The organism is Citrobacter tructae (genome assembly GCF_004684345.1).
Lineage (GTDB): Bacteria > Pseudomonadota > Gammaproteobacteria > Enterobacterales > Enterobacteriaceae > Citrobacter > Citrobacter tructae.
In genome coordinates, this window is sequence record NZ_CP038469.1 from 1,299,735 (window position 1) to 1,316,153 (window position 16,419).

Sequence of the window (16,419 nt, forward strand, 5' to 3'; positions counted from 1 at the left end):
AAACAAAACACCAACCGGACTGAGCAATAATGATCGTAGCACCAATACGTCGTAACGAATGGCATCTGGTGAAGAAATCATTCACAAAATCCAGGGTAAAAACTCTGCCCACAGGCTTACTGATATCCTAATACTGCATCGGAGATGAGCATGTCAGTGTGGAGGCAAGAACGCTTTGTTGTGCCCGTTCATCCACAGACGCTGGATTAACTGGTTTACTCTTTTGGCATCGACGGCCTGAAATCACTTTCGCCCTCTATACTCATATAGAGGTTAGCCTGAAAAACACCTGATAAGCTTTTCAGCTCTAAAGAGTGGTGTATTGCAAAGGAGGTCGCCCGTGCCACAGAATTGTCCCAGCAGCAATTGGCAGGAGGTTGTTGAGAATGGAGAACAGGAGCTGTTTGAAGGCTTTGCACGGGAGTTCGAGGTGCGACAGCAAAAAAATGCTCTAAACACTGGCTGCCCTGTGCGTCGTGGGTTTCACACAAAACTTCATACCGGAGTGGTTGCCGAGTTTCATGTCCTACCAAATCTGCCAAAGGAGGCGCGGTTTGGAGTATTCAGTGAGTCGCAGATTTTCCCTGCGATTGTGCGATTCTCCAACGGGGAACCAATCCCCCATAAGGATACACATCCAGAGCCCCGGGGCATCGCAATTAAATTGCTCGGTGTTCATGGTCGTAAATTGTTACAGGGGCAAGAGGACGCGGTTACACAGGATTTTCTCGCCACGAGTCATTCGGTTACCTCGACGGTTCGCAACATACGGCAATTCATGGCCTTTATCCGTGCAGCTGATAACCGAGTTAAGCTCCCCTTTGCACTGGCTCGCGAGATAGGCTTGGCTGAGTCAATGCGCATCCTAACTGCATTGGTCAAGACCGTTCTCTTCAGTAAAGTGCACAGCATGGTTACAGAGCAGTACTCCAGCACTGCGCCAATAAAGCTCGGGCCATTTGCAATTAAATTCACCATACAACCCTCTGAGGGCACGAAACCGACCGAGAGCAGATTTCTGGCAAGCAATTTCTTACGCGATGAACTGGCGGACAGACTGCGGAATGGGGATGTCAAGTTGGATTTTTTGGTCCAATTTTTTATAGATGAATCCCGGACACCTATTGAGGACACATCGGTTGCGTGGAAACCTGAACACTCATCATTCGTTAAAGTTGCGCATGTGCTTATCCCACAATGCGATCTGGATACACCGGAGAGCCTCACCTTAAGTGAAACTGTCGACAAGCTATCCTTTTCTCCATGGCATTCGATTGAGGAGCATCGCCCACTGGGAAACGTGATGCGTGCCCGCAAGATCGTTTACCTCGCAAGCTCAGCGTTACGGGGCCACAGCCCCGAACCCACTGACTTACCTCGCTGAGAACGAGCTGAAGTGTGGACTACTACAGAAGTGCCGCTAGGCATGACCAAGGAAGACGATGAGCAATGCCTGCCACTTTGATGGCTGGAATAAATAAGGGGATTCAGCAACTCAATATAGAAGAGCTATTCCGCCTCCCATTGCGCGTTGCGGTACTGCTATTGATACTGGCCGTTAGCAAGGGCGTAGAGTGTTTTCACGCTGGGGATCAGGAAAAAGGCTGTTCCCTTGGTGGTCACAAAATCTTTCAATACAACGCTTTGATTCCCCACCTCCGTCGGAATCATAAATTGGATGGAGGCATCCGGGGTTCGGCGATTGGCTAAGGGGTCTTGCGCGTGCAGATCGGGAAATATCGGACTGAAATTGTTTACCTTCATCCAGGCAGTCAACTTGTAGAACTGTCTCTGGATGCTGGCGCAGAGAAACATACCTACTAGCCCGCGTTCGTCATAATCATCTTCGGTCCCCGTGAGGGGTGACCCGTACGGAGTGCCGCGCCGAATAACGCGGGGGACGCCACCTTCTACCATTGAACGGTGATTGAGCGCCTGATCTCGCGGATTAGTCACACGGATATGTGCCGAGAATGGGCATTGATGACCATAGAGATCATTGGAATAATCAAAGTTATTGCTACTGGATAGTTCCGCATTTGGTGCGTCGGGAGATATGACCAGCGGTGTTCCATCACGCCATCTTCCCATAAGTTTGGCGGCAAGCAATTCCTCTGCATTCTTAGGCGGTAATGTCGGGAATGCCCTGAGACCCTCCGCACTAAGAAAGCGATTGAACTGCGCTACGTCCTGGTAGAGCCAGCGAAATACCGAATACGTGCCGTTGCGTACTAGCTCAGTTGCGCGGGTTGAATCCGGATAGGAGGTCAACACCGTCGGTGCCGACTGGATCTCATCGGTGGCATAGCCGAGAATAAAATGACGATAGTCAACTTCCCCCTTCTGGAGGGGGGCGTCATCCCAGCGAACAGTCGGCTGCGAAAAGCCGTCACGGTAACCAAAGTGCAGTTTGCCTGGGATATTGTCGAGCCACTCCCCGTCGATTGCCCTCCCCTCCCTGGTTGGTAACAATTCCCGATTCCCAACGGCCGCGCTACGAACGCCGATTGTCAATTGGTCGAGAGCCTCGGGTGATTGAGCGTATAGATGGACAATCAGATGCACCTGTTGGGTCTTGAATCTGCCATTCCACCAGTTTGTCGGATCGCTAGAATCGAAATCCCCCATTGCGATTTTGTCAGGCTCCTCACGAAACTCTGGAGGAAACCATTTCAGAAAGCGGAGGTTCACCCCGAGAGCTTCAAGTCCACCGTAAGTGATCCCGATGTTGAGCAACGATGCGGGTTTTTCAACAAGAGAAACCTTCGCGTGCGTCACCAGTGGCGAGAGGTACTTGAGCAAACGCTTACCTGCCTCCCGATTGCCAATTTCGAATAACAGGTGTCGAGACTTCGGGTACACATAGCCGTGATGAATCAAACCCTGGATATCTGCCAAATCTGTTATAGGCATTTGGGGGCACCTTTCTGAATAATGAAAAACAGGGAATCAATCATCTGTCGATCCCCATGCTCACAAACAATGTTTTACTTGGCCAATGCCTTCTTGATGTCTTCCACTGTCTTGTTACCAAGAGCTGAGAACAACCACCCAGCCTCATCGTCATCCACCTTCGTACCAAGGGCCCGCAGATCAAAATTCTTAGACGTCTCAACAAATAGATCAGCGCTCTTCTGCAAATCCGTCCACAACGGGGCTCCCTCTACCAGTCCAAATATGGACTCGAACACATTAGGTAATTCTTTGAGAAAGAAGAGTGCGTAGTCCCTTTTATCGCCGTCGTATTCGGTGAGTATCTGGATGTACTTATTATCAATGATTAGAATTCTGGCGAAGTGGACTATTTCCGACTTGGCCAGTGCGTCGCTAATTATTTGCTGAATCCCGCCCGCAAAATTTTTCTTGAGTTCTTCCAGAGCTTCCTGAGACTTTGCATCCTGTTTCAAAGGCATTGTCATATTCAGAGCGTGTGGCATCGTGAAACTCCTCCAAAGGATGGGTTAGGACATCCGCACAGCGGACAGACCAAGGACTCCTTGCTCGCACTAAGGATTAGCTGTGGTCACTCTGCTCCGCAGGTTCGGAATTAGCAGGTTGGTCAGTTTTACCAGTCAACCCTATGACTAAGTCTAGCAGTATTTTTAATGGTGTTTTTTTGTATCCAAGATTAATGTTTTTAATATATGGCCATCTAAGCCATTACTCTTAATATTCAACCATAAGTTAATCCATTTTTATGATGGCCTTTCCACAGACTTTGTAACTCCATAAAATGGATAAATTACGGTTTTTTGTACGACAATTCCCATATAAAAATACAAGTGTTGTATAGGATGAACCACATTGAACATTCACCCGATTATTCTATATTGGTAGAAGTGTACGACAAAATCTTCAGTACATTCATCGAACGCGGGTATTACTTATGAATCACCAGTCAACGCTTTGAATATATAACTGAAAAGGTGAAGGACATGGCAACGAGCAGTGTTGCGACTGATAAATCGAAGGCTTAGCCTTTGTACCAATCCTAGTGAAGGTCATAGGAATATTTTTTATGGTGCCTAAAAGCACAGGAGATGGATCGCGAACGCTCACTTGAGCAGCGGTAAAAATAATATGCCAAACACATTTCAATTGAAGGTACCAGCAAATGCTTGCTGTTACGACTCCCGCATAGAAATTGTATCTGGACACAAATACAGGTTCACTGTTACGGGAAGTTGGGTCGATTTTCATGATGACCCAGTAAATGCAAACGGTAATAACCATCCCGGCGGTATTCGAAATTTTATGGGATGGGCAAAACGAGCTCCTGAAGTACCATGGATGGCACTACTGATTCGAAGTAAAAGCAAATTTAGCACGTCAGATTGGCGCTGGGTGGGCAATGGTGAGAGTTTTGTTGCCGATCTTCCCGCAGGCATGCTTGAACTCTGTGCCAATGATGTGGTGGGGTTTTACAGGAATAACTCAGGAACACTAATTGTTACAGTTACCGATATCACGGAGGAAAACTGACATTAATTATATAGAACCATCAATAAGTTAAAATAATATTCACCATTGACGTCCATATTTATTCGATTTAAAACAGCTTTAAACTTGAACAAACGTAGGGCCTGCTGACAAGCAGGCCCTTTTCTATACTCAGCGATCGCCTTCCTGGTTGCGCGCCACTGAAAAACGTTTATCAGATCGTTAACCCAAAGCGAAAGCAGGCACCGCATTTCGGTGTATCAACCAATACAATGTCGCTACCGTGTAGCTGTAGCATCTGGCGCACGATCATCAGCCCCAGCCCGCCTACCCTGATGCCTGCCTTATTAGCAATCGAAGGACGAATGAATAACCCCTCCATCAATTCTTGCGGGATCCCAGGACCAGTGTCGCTAATTTGCACCATTACTTTATCCGCTTCTCGCCACAGACGCACAGCAACCACGCCTTTGTCGGGAGTATGACGAATAGCATTATCCAGCAGATTGGTAAGAACACGTTCGATCATCCCCAGGTCTGCGTCAATAAGCGGCAGACCAGGTTGAATATCTGCCAACAGCTCCAGTTGTTTGGTCTGGGCGGAAAGTTCGAATTTCTGAAAAACATCCTGCAGCAGTTCACTTATCGAGAATGTCTCTTTCTGAGGTTTGACCACGCCATATTCCAGGCGAGCAAGCTCAAACAACGACTGGGCAAGTGTGCCAACTTTTTGGCTCTGCGCGAGGGCGATATTAAGATAGCGCTGTTTATCTGCTTCACTCAGGCTGGCTGACATCACGGACAAGCTTTCAAGGTAGCCGTGTAATGAAGTCAACGGTGTGCGCAGATCATGGGAAATGTTGGCGATAAATTCACGTCGTAACTGCTCTTGTTGTGAAAGCCGATGCCATTGCTCTGAGATGCGCTGAGCCATGGAGATAACCCCCTGACGAAGCTGGCTAATTTCATCGTTACTGGTATTAATTTGCCGGGGCTGTGCCGCCATTGCCTGCATTTCTTCTATCCCCCCGGTTTCCAGGGCATGGACCTGAGAAGACAGTTCACGCAAGGGTCGGGTTATCCAGCGCAAAGCGAGAGCACCAACCACCATCCCCAACAACGCAACAAGACTGATGGAAAGTAAGACTATCTTCAACAATGCTTCAAATTGCGCGTTGCTGTTTAAGGCGTTGTAATTTTCCCCCAGCAGAATCACATATAAGTAGCCTTTTATCTGCCCATCCTGGCGCATTGGCGAGACGCTAAACACTTTCTTCGCATCGAGGCTACGAGGATCGTCGCCGTAAATAGGGTAATGAGGATTATTCAGTGCTGACTGTATCGGCTGTAAATCTACCTGCTGACGTTTAATGCGCCCTTCCGGTGCGGCATCACCAATGATATTGCCATCTTTATCCAGTAAATAAACTTCTACACTGGGGTTCACGGCCATCAGATTTTCGAACAAGTTACGCATTGAATCTTTATTAAGACCATCACGTTCAAGCAGCGGATAACTTTGGTTGATATGCCCGGCAAGGCCCGACGAAAGTTGCTGAATAACAGCCTTACTGTATTCAGTACTGGTTCGCACCTGCAGCCAACCTAACAGGGCACACGAAGTAATAAACAGGAGTGCAAATACCAACGTTAAACGTTGTGAAAGAGTATAAGTTCGCATAATTACTCGCGTGGCTGTACGGTGAATTTATAGCCTTTTCCCCAGACGGTACGGATAAAATTTGGTTCTGCTGGATTATCCTCAATCTTGAGTCGTAGGCGATTAATATGCGTATTGACCGTATGCTCGTAGCCTTCGTGTTCGTATCCCCAGACCTGTTTTAGCAGATCCAAACGCGAAAAGACGGTGTCCGGATGTCTGGCAAAAAAGTAGAGTAAATCAAACTCTCTGGGCGTCAACTCAACCGGATGACGATTAAGTTGAACATCCCGGGCCAGCGGATCAATAGAGAGGTCATCGAAAATCAGCACGCCAGCATCCAGCCGTAAGTTTTTACTCATCGCTTCCTGACGGCGAAAAAGCGCCTTTACACGAGCAACCAGTTCAAGCATTGAGAACGGTTTAGCAAGGTAATCGTCAGCACCCAGTTCAAGCCCGAGAATACGATGGGTTTCTCCTGACCGGGCACTGATAATAATGATTGGCGTATAACGCGTCATAGTTCTGGCATGGCGGCAGATTTCGAGCCCGTCAACGCCAGGAAGCATCAGATCCAGGATCAGGGCATCCCACCCGCCCTGGTTAAGTAACGCCATACCGATAGTGCCATTTACCGCATGAGTGACTGTAAAACCTTCACCGCGAAGATGTAACTGCAACAGCTCAGCGATGTTTTCATCGTCTTCTACGATCAGTAGTTTCTTATCCTGATTCACTTCATTGTCCCCTCGATCCAGATACTGAAAGTCTACACAACAAGCTGGCAGAAAGTTGTCACATTTTAGTTAACTTTGCGGGAAGCATCGGGGAACAAATTTTGTTGATAATGCTTTCATCGAAAGATGAAATGTCTAAAGCGGGAATGGATATAAAATAATCTCGTTCACTTTAAATCACTTAAAAATATTAAACAATTTAAATTAACTCAAACAACACACGATAAAAATAAGACGTAATATGTATAATCCACGAAAACATCGATGTTGCGGGGGCATTCTGCAATAATGCTGCACCCTCTTTCCATACCGACTATCTAAGGATAAATTAATTGCAGGAAGCGGATTTCAGGCCCAGCATTTAACCGCAGGAAATTCACCATTTCACCAGGTATTTCCGGGGTGACGTACAGGCTAATAGAAAACTCTCCCTTATTTTTCATATCATTATATACAAGATACAGGTCATCCCCACGGCTGTAGATGCCATCCGGTTGCGGGCTGATACTCTCGGTATCATAATACTTATTGAAGTCCCCCCCGATACGCAGCCTGTATTGTCCAGCATGCGCGTCTGGTACAGATATCCTTAGTTTAAATGGCATTTGCTGACGACCAAATTGTTCATAATCTAATGTGACTAAGCTCGATTCATTTGCATTTATGACCCGACTGGCATACCGTTCAGAAAATACGTTGGCGAGCACCGAGAAAAAAACACACAATAACATTGCGCAGCCTATACTACGCAAAATTGATTCAACATTCAGAGACCACGAACTGACTTTCCCTCCAGCGATAGTATGATTTTTATTTATCACTCCCCACCTCACCGTTTCGCTTAAACCCACAAGGAAAATGACTTTAAAGATAATATCCTTCAGAATTCATCTACTTTGCCTAATTAAGAAATAGCAATCAGAACTAATATGTCAAGTTAAGCACTACAGGATGCCATATGAAATAACCTACAGGAGCTTGAGAGGGTTATCGTGGCGTCGAAGAGGCTCGCATCATAACCGTGCAACATGCCAAAATTCTGCCTGACGATGAAACCCTCGCAGATACCCACGGCAACGACAGCCTCAAAGGTAAAACGGCTAACCCGGAGGGGCGAAACATCGTGCGTCCTCGTGAAAAACCCCATAGTCACTCGCGTTAGTAGCATATAAAAAGAAACCATATACTCACCCGTTGGTATTATTTTTTGTCGACACCATCACCTTTTTCCTAAGTAAAATTCATTAGACCAACTGGCATAAGACTAATACTTATCCTAGGGTTAAGTCATGACTTGTTGTATCACATTATTGTTTTTTTAAAGCAAAAAATGTGGTTATTTGAAAAAGGTAAAGAATATGGCTCCAGTTATAGTCACACGCTTAATTCTTTGTTGCAGCGCCTTTTCCATAATCCCTGTGGCAGATGCTGCAACCGCAAACGGCACATTTCAGGTGCTGATGACAATTCAAAAAGCCTGTACGGTTACCGCAGGTTCAGGGTCCAATATATCACTGGGTTCGGTTAATGCCACGGCGACAAATACATCGGCAAGTAACACAATTTCCATTAACTGCTCCAAGACTACGCCTTATTTTATTGGCCTGGCACCTTCGGTTGCTAACGGTGGGAATACCACTGGCAGAGGCGCGATGTCCTCAGTGGCAAACTCGGCAACGAACACAGATAAAGTGCCGTACCAACTGAACCAAACGTCTGCAACAGGTCCGGTGTGGGGAAATACGGCCACCGCAGAAAGCGTGGGAAATGGAGTAGCGTCGACCGGAACCGGGCTGGGACAAAGTTTCACCGTATATGCCACCGCACCGAGCGCCAACTTCACGCCTGATGACTATGCCGACATTGTAACGGTTAACGTTAACTACTAACTTCAGGACGACCAATGACATTGAAACTGTCTGTGCAGTGTGCCTTCGCGTGCCTGTCAGGAATAGCGATGAGCATCAACATCGCGGCGGCAAGCGGGCTGCAGATAGCACCAGTCACCTTAACATTACAGGCGACGCAAAACGCCGACGGTATCTGGTTAAGCAACGCAGGTGAAAGTGTACTTAATGCCCAAGTGCGCGTTTTTCACTGGCATCAGGGCGCTGACGGCGACAAGCTGTCACCCTCTCAGGGACTGGTCATTAGCCCGCCAATGCTGGCCTTAGCTCCGGGTGAACGGCAACTTATCCGTGTGATTCGAACTGCGCCGCCATCAGCATCTACCGAAGATGCCTATCGCTTATCCATTGATGAATTACCGCCAGCGAAATTAGAAAAAAATAAACTGCAATTTGTGATGCGTTATTCCGTGCCCGTCTTTATTCAACCAACAACGCAGGCTGACATGGCAGCCAAATTACGCTGGAAGATACAACAGCGTGACGGCAAAAACTTTCTGGAAGTCAGTAATCAGGGAAATGCCCATGCCCAGTTATCAGCCGCCACGTTTGTACAGCGTAATGGTGTGAAAAAAGTGATTAGCCCAGGGCTGTTAGGCTACGTTCTTCCCGGTTCAACGATGCGGTGGATAATATCCCCGTCTGCCAGTGATACTCATTACGGCGGTAAAGTTGAAGTCACGGTCAATGGCCAAAAAACAGTACACGATCTCTGACTGGCCCTGGCTTGTGGTGACATGTGGCTTACTTAGCGGGGCATTACTATCGGGAATGGCTTACGCACAGATAAATAACCCGATGAAAAATGGCGTTATTCGTGACGACTCCCCCCTGCCCGGCATCGATCTTTATCTCGACGTAACCGTAAACGGTAATACCGTCGGACTGGTTCATTTTGGCTATGAAAACGAAAAACTGTACGGCGGTGCCAATACTTTACGCACGCTGGGTTTTCGTCTGCCAGAGGGCGTCACTAATCCCGTCGCTCTGAACGATATTTCCCAACTACATGTTGACTACAACAAACAACTACAAACGCTGGCACTTACCGCGCCGCTGAGTGAACTCGACCTTGCCACCACCCAGCTAAACCCACCAGCAGAAGCCGCCCCGATGGTCTCGTCAGCACGCGGGGCGTTACTCAATTATGATATTTACGCAGAACAGGGCGATGAAAGCAGTGTGAATACGTTTAGCGAGCTGCGCGCTTTTAATGGGTCAGGGGTGCTAAGTACCACTCAGCTTACTCAGTATTCCACAGAAACCGATGCGGATAATTCCTTTAACCGGCTGGATACCAGCTGGCGCTCATCGTTCCCGCAAAATATGCTGGCGCTGACCGTGGGCGATACGCTGACCAGTTCGCTCGCTGGATCCCGCCAAACCCGCATCGGGGGCATTCAGATAGGTACCGATTTTGGTTTGCAGCCGTATATGCCAACCACACCGCTTCCCGCGTATCTCGGCTCCGCAACATTGCCGTCCAACGTAGAGCTGTATGTCGATGGGGTCAGGTATTACAACGGGGAAGTCCCGGCGGGCAGTTTTCAGATTAACACCATGCCCAATATCAGCGGTGCGGGAACCGGCCAGGTGATGATGACGGATGCACTGGGCAGAACGACGGTGCAAAATTTCTCTTTTTACAACGATCAACAACTGCTGCGCGAAGGCCTGACATCCTGGTCAGCCGAACTTGGCGTGGTGCGAGAGAACTACGGTTACTCATCGTTTGATTATGCCAGCGCCCCGGTGTTCAGCGGTACGTGGCGGCGGGGATTCAGCAATAGCTTCACCGCCGGTGCGCACGCCGAGGCCAGCGATGGGCTGATTAATGCCGGTGTCAGCAACGACTGGATCCCCGGTAGCCGCAGTGGAACGCTCTCCACAGCGTTTGCAGCAAGTGCGGACGCCGGGAAAAACGGTTTTTTATACAGCGTGGGATATCGCTGGTCCGGAGATAAATTTAATTTCAGCACCAGTACCACCGCCACCTCCGGCGATTATCATGATGTAGCGACCCATTATGGCGAACCACCGCCGACGCTGAGCAGCAATACGGTGGTGGGTTATTCGCTGGCGTCAGCCGGGAATATCAGCCTGAGCTACCTGCAGTTTCGCTATCCGCACGAAAGCGCAGTGCGCTATGCCAACGCCAGCTGGTACAAGTCCCTCACCGACAACGTATCCCTTAACGCAGGTTTCAATCAGAACGTGGATGATGACCGCGATCGCAGTGTCTACCTGATGCTGACCGTAACCACCAGCAGTAACCTGAGCGTCAGCAGCACCGTGCAACGCACCTATGATGAAACGGGTTATCAGCTCAATGCCAGCCAGACGCCACCTGCCGACGGCGGCTGGGGCTGGAACGTGGCCGCCAGCCAGCAAGCATCCCGGCAAAGTGGTCAAGGTGAAGTGGGATATTTAGGCCGCTACGGGAAAGCCTACACCGGCTTCAGTCGGTTACCGGATAACCACTATGGCTATGCTGGCGCGACCGGCTCTGTAGTGATGATGGGTGGTGGCCTGTTTGCCGCGCGCGAAATCAACAATGGTTTTGCTGTGGTGTCGACGGACGGTATTCCGGACGTTCCGGTCAAACTACAAAACAACGTGATTGGCACCAGTGATGATAATGGCTTGCTGCTGGTCACCTCCCTGAACAGCTATCAAAATAACCAGATCAGTATTGACCCAATGGATCTGCCCGCCAATATGCGCATCGCCCGCGTCGAGGCGAATGCCACCCCTGCAGACCGTTCCGGCACGCTGGTCAGTTTTGGCATCACTCCCGTACGCGCCGCGCAGGTGGTCCTCGTCGATGAACAGGGTCTGGCTATTCCTGAAGGCAGCGTGGCCATCGCCACCACCGGCGAAGGTCAGTCGTCCCTCGTCGGGTTTGACGGTATGACCTGGTTCGACACACTGGAAAAACACAATGCCCTGCGCGTAAAGACGGAAACCGGTACCTGTAGCGTGACGTTTGACTACCCCAACTCAGCACGAGGTATCGTGCAGATAGGCCCACTGGTATGTCGATAACAGGAGTATTTTTATGCGGCTAAGACATCTGGTCCTGATTGGCGGATTATTCGGATGCCCGGGAGTTGGCTATGCGGTCACCTGTTCGGTGAGCAACGTGCAGCCGGTAAATTTTGGCACGGTGAATCCGCTATCGACATCTGGCGCAACGTCCTCGATGACCTTTAGCTACAGCTGCGCCAAAGAGCTTGGCGATGTGCTGGCGGGGATCAATCTATGCTTTAATATCGGTATCTCCGGCGTCAGCGGGCAGGTCGGCACCAGAACAATGTCATTAAGCGGCACGCCTGCCAGAACGCTGGCCTATCAACTGTACCAAGATTCCGGGTACAGCAAAATCTGGGGGAGCCAGTATCAGTCGGGCACCACCTTCCCGATGGTGCAACTCAACTTACTCAACCTGACGCCGGTGACCGGCACGCTGACGGTATCGGCGAAGCTCGCCGCCCCGCAGACCACCGCAGTGCCGGGAAACTATCAGGATAGTTATACGGCAGCGACGGCGCTGGTCACACTCAATCCCGGTCTGCTTTTCCCGCCCACTAACTGTGGTGATACCGTTGCGGCCAGACTGCCTTTCACCGTTTCAGCCAATGTCACAAAACAGTGCACTATTAGCTACGCCAACAACATTACTTTTAGCGCCGCTAAGGCCACCGATCGCAATGTAACGGCAAAAGGCACGCTCGGCGTCGCCTGTACCAATAGCACCCCCTATACCATTGGATTACAACCATCCAACGGTAATACGGCAGGTTATGGTGTGTTGAAAGGAACCGGGACAAATCAGGATAAAGTGCCGTATCAGTTGAGTTCAACGCCGGGTCCCACCGGCACGGTCTGGGGGAACACATCGCCCAACACCGTGGCTGGCAACGGTACAGGTTTACCCACCGATTTTTCGGTATACGCCACCGTCCCCAGCGCCAATTTCACCCCTGACGACTATGCCGACACCGTGACCATCTCCGTGACCTACTGATCTCATCGCAAATGCAATAAGTAAAATACAAATTATTATCATATTTTTTACTTTTAGAGGTGTGTCATAAATCTGACAAATAGCAATTCTTATACATTATGCATTTTAATCGGTTTACTATTGCCATTTTCACCACACTTCAAGCTTATAACCGGATAATTATTCATTTTTATTCTAAGGGTGAAGCCAGCCTACGTGACAAACCATGCCTTGAAGGCAGGCTGTTATTTGAAAAAAATGTTAAATTTAAGTTTATATGGTGAGATCCACTGTATACCACGGCGAAATTAAGAACATATTACTTTTTATAACTAAGGTTTATCATGGATAAGTTATCTTACGCTTCAGATAGCAACACATCTGCCTGGAATACCTACCTGCAACAAATCGAGCGTGTGGCCCCGTACTTGGGTGAACTTTCCCACTGGGTGGATACCCTGCGTCACCCAAAACGCGCGCTGATTGTCGATATCCCGGTGCAAATGGATGACGGTACTATCCGTCATTTCGAAGGATACCGCGTGCAGCACAACCTCTCCCGAGGCCCTGGTAAAGGCGGTGTGCGTTATCATCCTGATGTTGATCTTAATGAAGTGATGGCCCTTTCTGCGTGGATGACCATTAAATGTGCCGCGCTTAACCTCCCGTACGGCGGCGCTAAAGGTGGCGTTCGTGTCGATCCGTTCTCGCTGTCTGAAGGCGAGCTGGAGCGTTTGACACGCCGCTATACCAGCGAAATTGGCATTATCATCGGACCGCAGAAAGATATTCCTGCACCGGATGTCGGAACTAACGGTAAAGTCATGGCGTGGATGATGGATACTTATTCCATGAACCACGGCACCACCGTGACCAGCGTGGTCACCGGTAAACCTATCCACCTCGGCGGCTCTCTTGGCCGTGATAAAGCCACCGGTCGCGGCGTTTTCGTCAGCGGTCTGGAAGTGGCGCGCCGTGCCAACATCACCATTGAAGGCGCTCGCGTGGCGGTACAGGGTTTTGGTAACGTGGGTAGTGAAGCAGCCCGCCTGTTCGCCAGCGCTGGCGCACGCGTCGTGGCAATTCAGGATCATACCGCCACCCTGTTTAACATGACCGGGATCGATATGAACGCCCTCACCGCCTGGCAGTTGGAGCACAAACAAATTGCCGGTTTCCCGGGTGCCGAAACCATCGCCAGCGAAGCATTCTGGAGCCTGGAGATGGACATTCTGATCCCGGCGGCGCTTGAAGGTCAGATCACCCGTCATCGCGCGGAAACGCTGACTTGTAAGCTGGTGCTCGAAGGTGCAAACGGCCCGACCTACCCGGACGCCGATGACGTTCTGGCGAGCCGTGGCATCGTTGTCGTGCCTGACGTCGTGTGTAACGCCGGTGGCGTCACCGTCAGCTACTTCGAATGGGTGCAGGACATGGCGAGCTTCTTCTGGAGCGAAGAAGAGATCAACGCGCGTATGGATAAAATCATGACCGACGCGATGGTCCACGTGTGGGAAAAAGCCGCAGAGAAATCATGCTCTCTGCGTACTGCGGCTTACATTGTGGCCTGTGAACGTATTCTGCTGGCTCGTAAAGACCGTGGCATTTATCCGGGGTAAGATCGGATTCTACCTTGTCAATAAACCACCTGCTCTGCAGGTGGTTTTGCTGTAACAATTCCCTGCACCTTCGCTTTCTGCGATATACATTGCCTGACCTCTCATTTCCGCTGTTTTATGCACCACTTCGTTTCAATATGGAACGTCAGGCGGTGATAATGTTCCGTATTGAAACTCTCGATGTGGCAATTTTATTTTGACTCCCCTCGTGCAAAATTACCTTATCGGCAGCGAGAGGTTGCCGTGACGCTGTAAAAACCGATACCCTACAATCAGATGTCTGCCCGATTTTTGCAGCCATCTCAGGACTGTCTGCGGAGCATAAAAAATGAAAAAATTGATCAACCGTGTTGAAGACGTACTGAATGAACAACTCGCCGGGCTGGCAAAAGCCTACCCTTCCCTGGCGCTGCATCAGGACCCGGTGTATGTCACCCGCGCGGACGCGCCGGTGATGGGCAAAGTGGCGCTACTTTCCGGCGGCGGCAGCGGGCATGAGCCAATGCACTGCGGTTATATTGGTCAGGGCATGCTCTCCGGTGCCTGCCCAGGCGAGATTTTCACCTCGCCAACCCCGGATAAAATGTTTGAATGCGCCATGCAAATTGACGGTGGTGAAGGCGTGCTGCTGATCATCAAAAATTACACTGGCGACATTCTGAATTTCGAAACCGCCACCGAACTGTTACACGAAAGCGGCGTCAAGGTCACGACCATGGTCGTCGATGACGACGTGGCGGTAAAAGACAGCCTTTATACCGCCGGACGTCGTGGCGTAGCCAATACTGTGCTGATTGAAAAACTGGTTGGCGCGGCCGCCGAGCGGGGAGATTCGCTGGAAGCGTGCGCCGTGCTGGGTCGCAAGCTGAACAACCTCGGTCACTCTATTGGTATTGCCATCGGTGCCTGTACCGTACCGGCCGCCGGACAACCCTCGTTCACGCTGCAGGATAACGAAATGGAGTTTGGCGTCGGCATTCATGGGGAACCAGGGATCGATCGCCGCGCCTTCTCTTCTCTCGACCAGACCGTGGATGAAATGTTCGACACTTTACTGGAAAACGGTAACTACAGCCGCACGCTGCGCCACTGGGATAACGTCCAGGGTGCCTGGCAGGAAGGTAAAGAAACCAAACAAGCGCTGCAACAAGGCGACCGTGTCATTGCGCTGGTCAATAATCTCGGCGCAACGCCGCTGTCCGAGCTGTTCGGCGTCTATAACCGTCTTGAAAGACGCTGTCAGGATGCGGGCATTATCATCGAACGCAATCTGATCGGCTCTTACTGTACCTCTCTGGATATGACCGGTTTCTCCATCACCCTGTTAAAGGTCGATGATGAAACACTGAACCTCTGGGATGCACCGGTTCACACCCCCGCTCTCAACTGGGGTAAATAAGGAGATTCATGATGTCCCTCAACAGAACGCAAATTGTTAACTGGCTCTATCGCTGTGGTGAAATATTCACCACTGAAAGTGATTTTCTGACCGGTCTTGATCGGGAAATTGGCGACGCCGACCATGGCCTGAATATGCACCGCGGCTTCAGTAAAGTGGTCGAAAAGCTACCGTCCATTGCGGATAAAGACATCGGTTTTATTTTGAAAAACACCGGGATGGTGCTGCTCTCCAGCGTTGGGGGCGCCAGCGGTCCGCTGTTCGGCACCTTCTTCATCCGCGCCGCGCAGGTCACTCAGGCCCATCAAAGCCTGACGCTGGACGAGCTGTATCAAATGATACGCGATGGCGCAGAAGGCGTGATTAGCCGGGGTAAAGCCGAGCCTGGAGACAAAACCATGTGCGATGTCTGGGTGCCGGTGGTCGAGTCGCTACGTCAGTCTTGCGAACAAAAACTGAGCGTACAGGCAGCACTGGAGGCGGCGAGTCAACAAGCAGAAGTCGCCGCGCAAAGCACCATCACCATGCAAGCGCGTAAAGGTCGTGCCAGCTACCTTGGTGAGCGCAGTATTGGGCATCAGGATCCCGGCGCAACATCCGTGATGTTTATGATGCAAATGCTGGCTCAGGCAGCCAGAGAGTAAGGATAAA

The 16,419-nt window shown here is 50.0% G+C and carries 15 protein-coding genes; 10 read left to right on the forward strand and 5 right to left on the reverse strand.

The annotated features are described in order from the left end of the window. The first annotated feature begins 340 nt into the window (after positions 1-340). On the forward strand, positions 341-1,384 hold the full coding sequence (locus E4Z61_RS06865; RefSeq protein ID WP_135322113.1) for a catalase family protein: 1,044 nt from the start codon (positions 341-343) through the stop codon (positions 1,382-1,384). Between the two features lie 158 nt (positions 1,385-1,542). On the opposite strand, the gene E4Z61_RS06870 is transcribed toward E4Z61_RS06865, so the two are convergent. Next, entirely contained in the window at positions 1,543-2,913 is a 1,371-nt protein-coding gene (locus tag E4Z61_RS06870; RefSeq protein ID WP_135322114.1) for a Dyp-type peroxidase, read from the reverse strand. 74 nt (positions 2,914-2,987) lie between these two features. Further along, the gene (locus E4Z61_RS06875; RefSeq protein WP_135322115.1) at positions 2,988-3,437 is read right to left on the reverse strand and encodes a hypothetical protein; all 450 of its coding nucleotides are present in this window, start codon (positions 3,435-3,437) and stop codon (positions 2,988-2,990) included. A gap of 622 nt (positions 3,438-4,059) precedes the next feature. On the opposite strand from E4Z61_RS06875, the gene E4Z61_RS06880 reads away from it, so the two are divergent. Beyond that, positions 4,060-4,482: a hypothetical protein gene (locus E4Z61_RS06880; RefSeq protein WP_205746885.1), complete on the forward strand. Its 423-nt coding sequence runs from the start codon at positions 4,060-4,062 to the stop codon at positions 4,480-4,482. A gap of 172 nt (positions 4,483-4,654) precedes the next feature. On the opposite strand, the gene E4Z61_RS06885 is transcribed toward E4Z61_RS06880, so the two are convergent. The 3 genes from E4Z61_RS06885 to E4Z61_RS06895 form a co-directional block, all read right to left on the reverse strand. Then, positions 4,655-6,121 (reverse strand): sensor histidine kinase, encoded by a 1,467-nt coding sequence (locus E4Z61_RS06885; protein WP_135322116.1) that lies wholly within the window; start codon positions 6,119-6,121, stop codon positions 4,655-4,657. Positions 6,122-6,123: 2 nt separating this feature from the next. Then, a complete protein-coding gene (locus E4Z61_RS06890; protein ID WP_135322117.1) occupies positions 6,124-6,837 on the reverse strand; it encodes a response regulator transcription factor in 714 nt (237 codons plus the stop codon). Between the two features lie 317 nt (positions 6,838-7,154). Further along, positions 7,155-7,658: a hypothetical protein gene (locus E4Z61_RS06895; RefSeq protein WP_135322118.1), complete on the reverse strand. Its 504-nt coding sequence runs from the start codon at positions 7,656-7,658 to the stop codon at positions 7,155-7,157. 200 nt (positions 7,659-7,858) lie between these two features. On the opposite strand from E4Z61_RS06895, the gene E4Z61_RS23845 reads away from it, so the two are divergent. From E4Z61_RS23845 to dhaL, 8 genes are all read left to right on the forward strand, one after another. After that, a complete protein-coding gene (locus E4Z61_RS23845; protein ID WP_167817531.1) occupies positions 7,859-7,999 on the forward strand; it encodes a hypothetical protein in 141 nt (46 codons plus the stop codon). Positions 8,000-8,195: 196 nt separating this feature from the next. Then, positions 8,196-8,726, forward strand: coding sequence for a Csu type fimbrial protein (locus E4Z61_RS06900; RefSeq protein WP_135322119.1), 531 nt, complete (start codon positions 8,196-8,198; stop codon positions 8,724-8,726). Between the two features lie 14 nt (positions 8,727-8,740). Next, positions 8,741-9,460 (forward strand): fimbrial biogenesis chaperone, encoded by a 720-nt coding sequence (locus E4Z61_RS06905; RefSeq protein ID WP_135322120.1) that lies wholly within the window; start codon positions 8,741-8,743, stop codon positions 9,458-9,460. 55 nt (positions 9,461-9,515) lie between these two features. Beyond that, positions 9,516-11,789: a fimbria/pilus outer membrane usher protein gene (locus E4Z61_RS06910; protein ID WP_135324899.1), complete on the forward strand. Its 2,274-nt coding sequence runs from the start codon at positions 9,516-9,518 to the stop codon at positions 11,787-11,789. Positions 11,790-11,802: 13 nt separating this feature from the next. Continuing rightward, positions 11,803-12,771, forward strand: coding sequence for a Csu type fimbrial protein (locus E4Z61_RS06915; protein ID WP_135322121.1), 969 nt, complete (start codon positions 11,803-11,805; stop codon positions 12,769-12,771). A 323-nt stretch (positions 12,772-13,094) separates the two neighbouring features. Beyond that, a complete protein-coding gene (locus E4Z61_RS06920) occupies positions 13,095-14,369 on the forward strand; it encodes a Glu/Leu/Phe/Val family dehydrogenase (protein ID WP_135322122.1) in 1,275 nt (424 codons plus the stop codon). A 328-nt stretch (positions 14,370-14,697) separates the two neighbouring features. Continuing rightward, entirely contained in the window at positions 14,698-15,768 is a 1,071-nt protein-coding gene (dhaK, locus tag E4Z61_RS06925) for a dihydroxyacetone kinase subunit DhaK (protein WP_135322123.1), read from the forward strand. 11 nt (positions 15,769-15,779) lie between these two features. Beyond that, complete coding sequence (gene dhaL / locus E4Z61_RS06930) at positions 15,780-16,412, forward strand: dihydroxyacetone kinase subunit DhaL (RefSeq protein WP_135322124.1); 633 nt, start codon at positions 15,780-15,782, stop codon at positions 16,410-16,412. Positions 16,413-16,419 lie beyond the last annotated feature (7 nt).